The organism is Streptacidiphilus neutrinimicus (assembly GCF_000787815.1).
Classification (GTDB): Bacteria; Actinomycetota; Actinomycetes; order Streptomycetales; family Streptomycetaceae; genus Streptacidiphilus; species Streptacidiphilus neutrinimicus.
This window is the reverse complement of record NZ_BBPO01000060.1, coordinates 19,553-27,314: the sequence shown is the minus strand read 5'-3', so window position 1 is coordinate 27,314 and position 7,762 is coordinate 19,553. Positions and strand designations below refer to the sequence as shown.

Sequence of the window (7,762 nt, the reverse complement as noted above, 5' to 3'; positions counted from 1 at the left end):
CGGCTACGAGATCCGCACGGCGGCTGTCGCACGGTCCGTGCCGTGCCTCACCACGGTGCAGGCGATGGGCGCGGCCGTGCAGGGCATTGACGCGGTGCGCGGCGGGGTCGTGGGCGTGCGGTCGCTGCAGGAGCACGCCGCTCAGCTGAACGCTTCGCGGTAAGGGGTCGGGGCGCGGGGAGCGTGTGCGGGTCCGTAGTGGGCTGGTCGCGCAGTTCCCCGCGCCCCGAGGTGGTTGCAACCTAAGGCAAGGTTTCTTTGTACAAGCTCTTCTTCAACCTCGTCTTCAAGCGGCTCGACCCCGAGAAGGCGCACCACCTGGCGTTCTTCTGGATCCGCCTGGCTTCCTCCATCCCCGGGCTGCGGAACGTCGTCGCGGCGGTGCTCGCGCCGCGGGACCCCAAGCTCCGCACGAAGGCCCTGGGTCTGGACCTTCCGGGCCCGTTCGGCCTGGCCGCCGGGTTCGACAAGAACGCCGTCGGGATCGACGGGCTGACGATGCTCGGGTTCGACTATGTCGAGATCGGGACGGTCACTGCCCAGGCGCAGCCGGGGAACCCGACCCCGCGGCTGTTCCGGCTGATCGAGGACCGCGCGCTGATCAACCGGATGGGCTTCAACAACGAGGGCTCGGCCGCCGTCGCGGCGCGCCTCGCGGCCCGGCCGAAGGGTTCGAAGGCCGTCGTCGGCGTCAACATCGGCAAGACCAAGGTCGTCCCCGAGGCGGAGGCCGTCGGCGACTACGTCACCTCGACCGAGCGACTGGCCCGTCACGCCGACTACTTCGTCGTCAACGTCAGCTCGCCGAACACGCCCGGTCTGCGCAACCTGCAGGCCGTGGACCAGCTGCGCCCGCTGCTCAGCGCGGTCAGGGAGACGCTGGACGCCAACACAACCGGCCACATCCCGCTGCTGGTGAAGATCGCCCCCGATCTCGCCGACGCGGATGTGGACGCCGTCGCGGACCTCGCGCTGGAGCTGCAGCTCGACGGGATCATCGCCACCAACACCACCATCGGCCGTGAGGGCCTGCGCTCCGACGCCGCGAAGGTCGAGGCCGTCGGCGCGGGCGGGCTCTCCGGGGCGCCGCTCAAGAGCCGTGCCAACGAGGTGCTGGAGCGTCTGTACGCCCGCACCGAGGGGCGGATCACCCTGGTCGCCGTCGGCGGGATCGAGACCGCGGAGGACGCCTGGCAGCGGATCCTCGCCGGGGCCTCGCTGGTCCAGGGGTACTCCGCCTTCATCTACGAGGGGCCGTTCTGGTGCCGTCGCGTGCACAAGGGGCTTTCGGCGCTGCTGGCCGCCAGCCCGTATGCGACCCTGGGGGACGCGGTCGGCGCCGCTGCCCGCCGCTGACCGATCCGACGGGCTCCGACTGAGAGGCGAGCAGGCACGATGGCGCACCCGGTGCAACGGCAGGCCGAGATCGTGGAGCTGTCGCCGGTGGGCGCCTACCATCGGCTCGTGCTGCGGGCCGAGGGGATCGCGGAGCGGGTGCTGCCCGGTCACTTCGCGGCGCTCGCCGTGGACCGCGCCGACGGGTCGCTGCTGCTGCGCCGGCCCTTCTTCATTCATCGCGCCGACCCGGCGCAGGCCACGATCGAGGTGGTCTTCGCCGAGGCCGGGCGCGGCACCCGGGCGCTGGCGCGCCAGCGCGTCGGCGACGTCGTGGACGTGGTCGCGCCGCTCGGGAACGCGTTCGCGATCCCGACCGGGCCCGCGTCGGCGCTGATGGTGGCCGGCGGCTACGGCAGCGTGCCCCTGTTCGGCCTCGCGGAACGCATCACCGAGCAGGGCGGCTCGGTCGGGTTCATCCTCGGCGCGCCGACGGCCGACCGCCTCTTCAGCATCGAGCAGGCCAGGGCGTTCACCCCCGACGTGCTGGTGACCACCGACGACGGCAGCTACGGGATACGGGGGCAGATCACCCTGCCGCTCACCGAGGCGATGCGGGCCATAGAGGCGGGGGTCGTCTACGCCTCCGGGCCGACGGGGATGCTGCGTGCCGTGGCCGAGGTCTGCGCGCGCGAGGGCGTGCGCTGCTTCACCGCGGTGGAGCAGGCGATGGCGTGCGGTGTCGGCGTCTGCATGACGTGTGTGCTGCCGGTCGTGGGGGAGGACGGGGTGAGCCGGATGGTGCGCTCCTGCGTGGACGGGCCGTGCTTCGACGGCTCACGGGTGCGCTGGGAGGACATCGGGGCGGTCCCGCCCGACCTCGAGGGCGCCGCGGCGATGGGAGAGCGCTGAGATGACCGGTGCCGACAGGACCGTCTTCGTGAACACCGCGGCCGCGAGCGAGGCGGGGACGGGGGCGGAGGCGGCCCCGGAGGCCGTGGACCTCACCGCTCCCTTCGGGGGCGGCACGCTGCCGAACCCGGTCACCACCGCGTCCGGCTGCGCCGGCTACGGGCGGGAGCTGGCCAAGTTCCTGCCGCTGGCGGAGCTCGGCTCGATCACCACGAAGACGATCATGCTGGCTCCGCGCTCCGGCCGGGCCACGCCGCGGATGGCGGAGACCGCCGGCGGCATGCTCACCGGCATCGGCCTGCAGGGCTCCGGGATCGAGCACTTCGTCTCCCACGAGTTGCCCTGGCTGGCCGAGCGCGGCGCGCGGGTGCTGGTGTCCGTCGCGGGGGAGCGCGTCGAGGAGTTCGCCGCGTGCGCGCGGGCGCTGAACGGGCAGCCGGGTGTGGTCGGGCTGGAGCTCAACCTCTCCTGCCCGAACGCCGACAACCGCGGTCTGGTCTTCGCCGCCAACCCCGCCACCTCCCACGACGTGGTCCAGGCGGTGCGTGAGGTCGCCGACCCGACGCTGCCGGTCTACGCCAAGCTGGCGCCCGACGTCACCTCGATCACCGACGTCGCCAAGGCGTGCGTGCGCGCAGGCGCCGACGGCCTGTCGATGATCAACACCCTGCCGGGCGTCGTCATCGACACCGACACCCTGCGGCCGCACCTGGCCGGCACCGTCGGCGGGCTCTCCGGCCCGGCGATCAGGCCGGTCGCCGTCGGCTGCGTCTACGAGGTGCACGCCGCCATGCGGGCGGGGGAGTGCGCCGCGGTGCCGATCCTCGGCATGGGCGGCATCCGCACCGGCCTGGACGCACTGGAGTTCGTGCTCGCGGGCGCCTCGGGCGTCGCGGTGGGCACCGCGATCTTCAACGACCCCACGGCGCCGCTGCGCGTCCTGGACGAGCTGCGCGAGGCCCTCGCCGCGCGCGGCTTCGCCAAGCTGACGGACGCCGTCGGCCTGGCCCATCACAAGAACTGAGAAGAGGAAACCCACATGACCGCGCCCTTCGGTGCACGCCTGCGTCAGGCCATGGACGACCGCGGCCAGCTCTGCGTCGGCATCGACCCGCACGCCGCGCTGCTCAGCGCCTGGGGTCTCGGCGACGACGTGGCCGGTCTGGAGCGCTTCTCGCGCACCGTCGTGGAGGCGCTGGCGGACCGCGTCGCGGTGCTGAAGCCGCAGGCGGCCTTCTTCGAGCGGTTCGGCAGCCGTGGCGTGGCCGTGCTGGAGCGGAGCGTCGCCGAGGCGCGCGCGGCCGGCGCGCTGGTGGTGATGGACGCCAAGCGCGGCGACATCGGCTCGACCATGGCCGCCTACTCCGAGGCCTTCCTCTCCGAGGCCAGCCCGCTCTTCTCCGACGCGCTCACCGTCTCGCCCTACCTCGGTTTCGGTTCTCTCCGGCCGGCCGTCGACCTGGCCCGCACGAACGGCTGCGGCCTGTTCGCGCTCGCGCTGACCTCCAACCCGGAGGGCGCCTCGGTCCAGCGCGCGGTCGGCGCGGAGGGGCGGACGGTCGCCCAGTCGATCCTGGCGCAGCTGGCCGCCGAGAACGCGGGCGCCGAGCCGCTCGGCTCCTTCGGCGCGGTGGTCGGCGCGACGCTGAACGACGTGGACGAGGCCGACCTGGTGATCAACGGGCCGCTGCTGGCTCCGGGCGTCGGCGCCCAGGGGGCGACCATGGCGGACATCCCCCGCGTCTTCGGCGCCGCCGCCCGCGACGTGGTGCCCAGCGTCTCCCGTGACGTGCTCAAGCACGGCCCGTCCGTGCAGGGGCTGCGGGACGCCGCGCAGCGCTTCGTGGACGAGATCCGGGCGGCCGTCAAGGCGTGAAGATGTCGTGAACGGGCGGTGAGGGCGCTGAGCTGCGTGTTCGCCGATCGTTCCGTTTTGTACCGAAAAATCCTTACCGATCGCTTCGGAAGCGCTCCTGAGCAGGACTTTTCTGCTCTTTTCCCTGACGGAAGGCCTGAACAGCGGTAGGGTCCGGCCATAGGTAGTGAGGGAGGACCCCTTCCCCCACCGACCTGCGCAAAGTCCTGTTCCATTCATTCGAAGTACTGAGGTGAACGGCGTGGCACTTCCGCCCCTTACCCCTGAGCAGCGCACGGCTGCGCTCGCCAAGGCAGCTGAGGCTCGCCGGGAGCGCGCCGAGATCAAGAACCGGCTCAAGCACAGCGGCGCCTCCCTGCACGAGGTCATCAAGGCGGGCCAGGAGAACGACGTCATCGGCAAGATGAAGGTCTCCGCCCTGCTGGAGTCCCTCCCGGGCGTCGGCAAGGTCCGGGCGAAGCAGATCATGGAGCGTCTCGGCATCTCCGAGTCGCGCCGGGTCCGCGGTCTCGGCACGAACCAGATCGCCTCGCTGGAGCGCGAGTTCGGCGGCGCCGCCTCCTGACTCCACTCCCTCGTGCAGTCCGGTGGTTCGAGAACCCTCGCGGTACTGGATAATCGGTGCATGAGTGAACGTCCGCGGCTGACCGTGCTCTCCGGCCCCTCCGGGGTCGGCAAGAGCACGGTCGTCGCTCATATGCGCAAGGCACACCCGGAGGTCTGGCTCTCCGTCTCCTGCACCACCCGCAAGCCGCGGCCCGGGGAGAAGAACGGCGTCCAGTACCACTTCGTCGACGACGACCAGTTCGACAAGCTGATCGCCAACGGCGAGCTGCTGGAGTGGGCGACCTTCGCCGGCAACCGCTACGGCACGCCTCGGCTCGAGGTGCTGCGGCGGCTGGAGTCCGGCGAGCCCGTGCTGCTGGAGATCGACCTGCAGGGCGCGCGCCAGGTGCGCGAGTCCATGCCGGAGGCACAGCTGGTCTTCCTCGCGCCCCCTTCCTGGGAGGAGCTGGTCCGCCGCCTCACCGGCCGCGGCACCGAGTCCCCGGAGGTCATCGAGGAGCGTCTCACCACGGCCCGGGTGGAGCTCGCGGCCGAGAGCGAGTTCGACACGACCCTTGTCAACACGTCCGTCGAGGATGTAGCAGCCGAGCTGCTAGCCTTGATGCGCGTAGTCTGATCTTTTTGGATTTTTCTTTCTTCGTTCGGAAGGTTCCCGCGTGTCCTCTTCGATGACAGCGCCCGAAGGCATCATCAACCCGCCGATCGATGAGCTGCTCGAGGCCACCGACTCCAAGTACAGCCTGGTGATCTACGCGGCCAAGCGCGCGCGTCAGATCAACGCCTACTACTCCCAGCTGGGCGAGGGCCTGCTGGAGTACGTCGGCCCGCTCGTCGACACCCACGTGCACGAGAAGCCGCTGTCGATCGCGCTGCGCGAGATCAACGCCGGTATGCTCACCGCGGAGGCCGTCGAGGTGCCGCAGTAGCCAGCACCCGGCCTCTGGGCTTGAACGCCGCGGAACATCGGATCAACCCGACGTTCCGCGGCGTTTTCCATGTGTCGTCGTCGCAGTCGTCGATCGGAGTGGGTCGGGGTGTCCGGTAAGAACGTGGTCCTCGGGGTCAGCGGCGGGATCGCCGCCTACAAGGCGTGCGAGCTGCTGCGGCGCTTCACCGAGTCCGGGCACGCGGTCCGGGTGGTGCCCACCGACTCGGCGCTGCATTTCGTCGGTGCGGCCACCTGGTCCGCCCTGTCGGGGCAGCCGGTCTCCACGGAGGTGTGGGAGACCGTCCACGAGGTCCCACACGTGCGCATCGGCCAGAACGCCGACCTGCTGGTCGTCGCCCCCGCCACCGCCGACATCCTGGCGAAGGCCGCGCACGGCCTGGCCGACGACCTGCTGACGAACACCCTGCTCACCGCCCGCTGTCCGGTCGTCTTCGCCCCGGCCATGCACACCGAGATGTGGGAGCACCCGGCCACCCAGGAGAACGTCGCCACGCTGCGCCGCCGCGGCGCGATCGTGATCGAGCCCTCCGTCGGGCGGCTGACCGGCGTCGACACCGGCAAGGGCCGCTTCCCGGAGCCGGAGGCGATCTTCGACCTCTGCCGCCGCGTGCTGGACCGGGGCCCCGAGGCGGTCGCGACCGACCTGGCCGGCCGCCATGTCGTGGTCTCCGCCGGAGGCACGCGCGAGCCGTTGGACCCGGTGCGCTTCCTCGGCAACATCTCCTCCGGCCGCCAGGGCTACGCCATCGCCGCCGTGGCCGCCGCGCGCGGCGCCAAGGTGACGCTGGTGGCCGCCAACACCGAACTGCCGGAGCCGGCCGGAGTGGACGTGGTCCGCGTCGGCACAGCCCTGGAGCTGCGGCAGGCGGTGCTCAGCGCCGCCGCGACGGCCGACGCGGTCGTGATGGCCGCCGCCGTCGCCGACTTCCGGCCGGCGAACTTCGCCGCGCAGAAGATCAAGAAGGTCGACGGCGTCGAGCCCGCGCCGGTCGAGCTGGTCCGCAACCCCGACGTCCTGGCGGAGATCTCGGCGCAGCGGCAGCGTCCCGGACAGGTCGTGGTGGGCTTCGCCGCGGAGACCAACGACGCGCTCGTCAACGGCCGTGCCAAGCTCGCCCGGAAGAAGTGCGATCTGCTGGTCGTCAACGAAGTGGGTGAGGACCGCGCCTTCGGCAGCGCCAACAACGAGGCCGTGGTGCTGGGCGCCGACGGCTCGGAAATGCCGGTCCCGTACGGGCCGAAGGCGGCGCTGGCGGACCTTCTGTGGGATCTGGTCGCCGCCCGATTCGCCTGATCGGGGCCGGTGGGGCGGCTTTGGGGACGGTCCGGTGCCCGAAAGGTGATCCACAACATGAGATCGGATGGACGCAAATCGCGGTCTGTTCGTTACACTCCGGTCAGTAGTTCTCCACGTCTTTCCGGACCGCCGGGCAATCCCGCCCGACCGGTTCAGTCAGCAGCCGCTGCAACCCAGGGAGCGCTGTGTCTCGCCGCCTGTTCACTTCCGAGTCTGTGACCGAGGGTCACCCGGACAAGATCGCTGACCAGATCAGCGACACCATCCTCGACGCCCTGCTGAAGGACGACCCGTCCTCGCGCGTCGCCGTAGAGACCCTGATCACGACCGGCCAGGTCCACGTCGCGGGCGAGGTCACCACGGCCGCCTACGCGCCGATCGCCCAGCTGGTGCGCGACAAGATCCTGGAGATCGGCTACGACTCCTCCAAGAAGGGCTTCGACGGCGCCTCCTGCGGCGTCTCGGTCTCGATCGGCGCGCAGTCCCCGGACATCGCGCAGGGTGTCGACAGCGCCTACGAGAACCGAGTCGAGGGCGACGAGGACGAGCTGGACAAGCAGGGCGCCGGCGACCAGGGCCTGATGTTCGGCTACGCGTGCGACGACACGCCCGAGCTGATGCCGCTGCCGATCTACCTGGCCCACCGCCTGTCGGCCCGCCTGTCCGAGGTCCGCAAGAACGGGACCATCCCCTACCTGCGGCCGGACGGCAAGACCCAGGTCACCATCGAGTACGACGGCGACAAGGCCGTGCGCCTGGACACCGTGGTCGTCTCCTCGCAGCACGCCTCGGACATCGACCTCGACTCGCTGCTGACCCCGGACAT

At 71.1% G+C, this 7,762-nt stretch carries 9 protein-coding genes; all 9 read left to right on the top strand.

Going from position 1 to position 7,762, the window contains the following annotated elements:
• The first annotated feature begins 258 nt into the window (after window positions 1-258).
• Window positions 259-1,356 carry a quinone-dependent dihydroorotate dehydrogenase gene (locus TR48_RS29265; protein WP_042372933.1) on the top strand — a complete coding sequence of 366 codons (1,098 nt, stop codon included), beginning with the start codon at window positions 259-261 and terminating at the stop codon, window positions 1,354-1,356.
• 39 nt (window positions 1,357-1,395) lie between these two features.
• On the top strand, window positions 1,396-2,247 hold the full coding sequence (locus TR48_RS29260) for a dihydroorotate dehydrogenase electron transfer subunit (protein WP_042372930.1): 852 nt from the start codon (window positions 1,396-1,398) through the stop codon (window positions 2,245-2,247).
• A 1-nt stretch (window position 2,248) separates the two neighbouring features.
• A complete protein-coding gene (locus tag TR48_RS29255) occupies window positions 2,249-3,271 on the top strand; it encodes a dihydroorotate dehydrogenase (protein WP_084729864.1) in 1,023 nt (340 codons plus the stop codon).
• 15 nt (window positions 3,272-3,286) lie between these two features.
• Entirely contained in the window at window positions 3,287-4,123 is an 837-nt protein-coding gene (gene pyrF / locus TR48_RS29250; RefSeq protein ID WP_042372928.1) for an orotidine-5'-phosphate decarboxylase, read from the top strand.
• A 241-nt stretch (window positions 4,124-4,364) separates the two neighbouring features.
• A complete protein-coding gene (gene mihF / locus TR48_RS29245; RefSeq protein ID WP_042372926.1) occupies window positions 4,365-4,688 on the top strand; it encodes an integration host factor, actinobacterial type in 324 nt (107 codons plus the stop codon).
• 60 nt (window positions 4,689-4,748) lie between these two features.
• Window positions 4,749-5,306, top strand: coding sequence for a guanylate kinase (gmk, locus tag TR48_RS29240; RefSeq protein ID WP_042372924.1), 558 nt, complete (start codon window positions 4,749-4,751; stop codon window positions 5,304-5,306).
• A 40-nt stretch (window positions 5,307-5,346) separates the two neighbouring features.
• Window positions 5,347-5,616, top strand: coding sequence for a DNA-directed RNA polymerase subunit omega (gene rpoZ, locus TR48_RS29235; RefSeq protein WP_042372923.1), 270 nt, complete (start codon window positions 5,347-5,349; stop codon window positions 5,614-5,616).
• 108 nt (window positions 5,617-5,724) lie between these two features.
• Window positions 5,725-6,933 carry a bifunctional phosphopantothenoylcysteine decarboxylase/phosphopantothenate--cysteine ligase CoaBC gene (gene coaBC, locus TR48_RS29230; RefSeq protein WP_439654505.1) on the top strand — a complete coding sequence of 403 codons (1,209 nt, stop codon included), beginning with the start codon at window positions 5,725-5,727 and terminating at the stop codon, window positions 6,931-6,933.
• A 188-nt stretch (window positions 6,934-7,121) separates the two neighbouring features.
• A partial coding sequence (locus TR48_RS29225) for an S-adenosylmethionine synthetase N-terminal domain-containing protein (RefSeq protein WP_042372919.1) occupies window positions 7,122-7,762 on the top strand: 641 nt, incomplete at its 3' end.

Bases quoted from the DNA above. Each gene is read 5' to 3' on its own strand.
- gmk (WP_042372924.1), top strand. From the start codon at position 4,749: ATGAGTGAACGTCCGCGGCTGACCGTGCTCTCCGGCCCCTCCGGGGTC.
- pyrF (WP_042372928.1), top strand. From the start codon at position 3,287: ATGACCGCGCCCTTCGGTGCACGCCTGCGTCAGGCCATGGACGACCGC.
- TR48_RS29255 (WP_084729864.1), top strand. From the start codon at position 2,249: ATGACCGGTGCCGACAGGACCGTCTTCGTGAACACCGCGGCCGCGAGC.
- TR48_RS29260 (WP_042372930.1), top strand. From the start codon at position 1,396: ATGGCGCACCCGGTGCAACGGCAGGCCGAGATCGTGGAGCTGTCGCCG.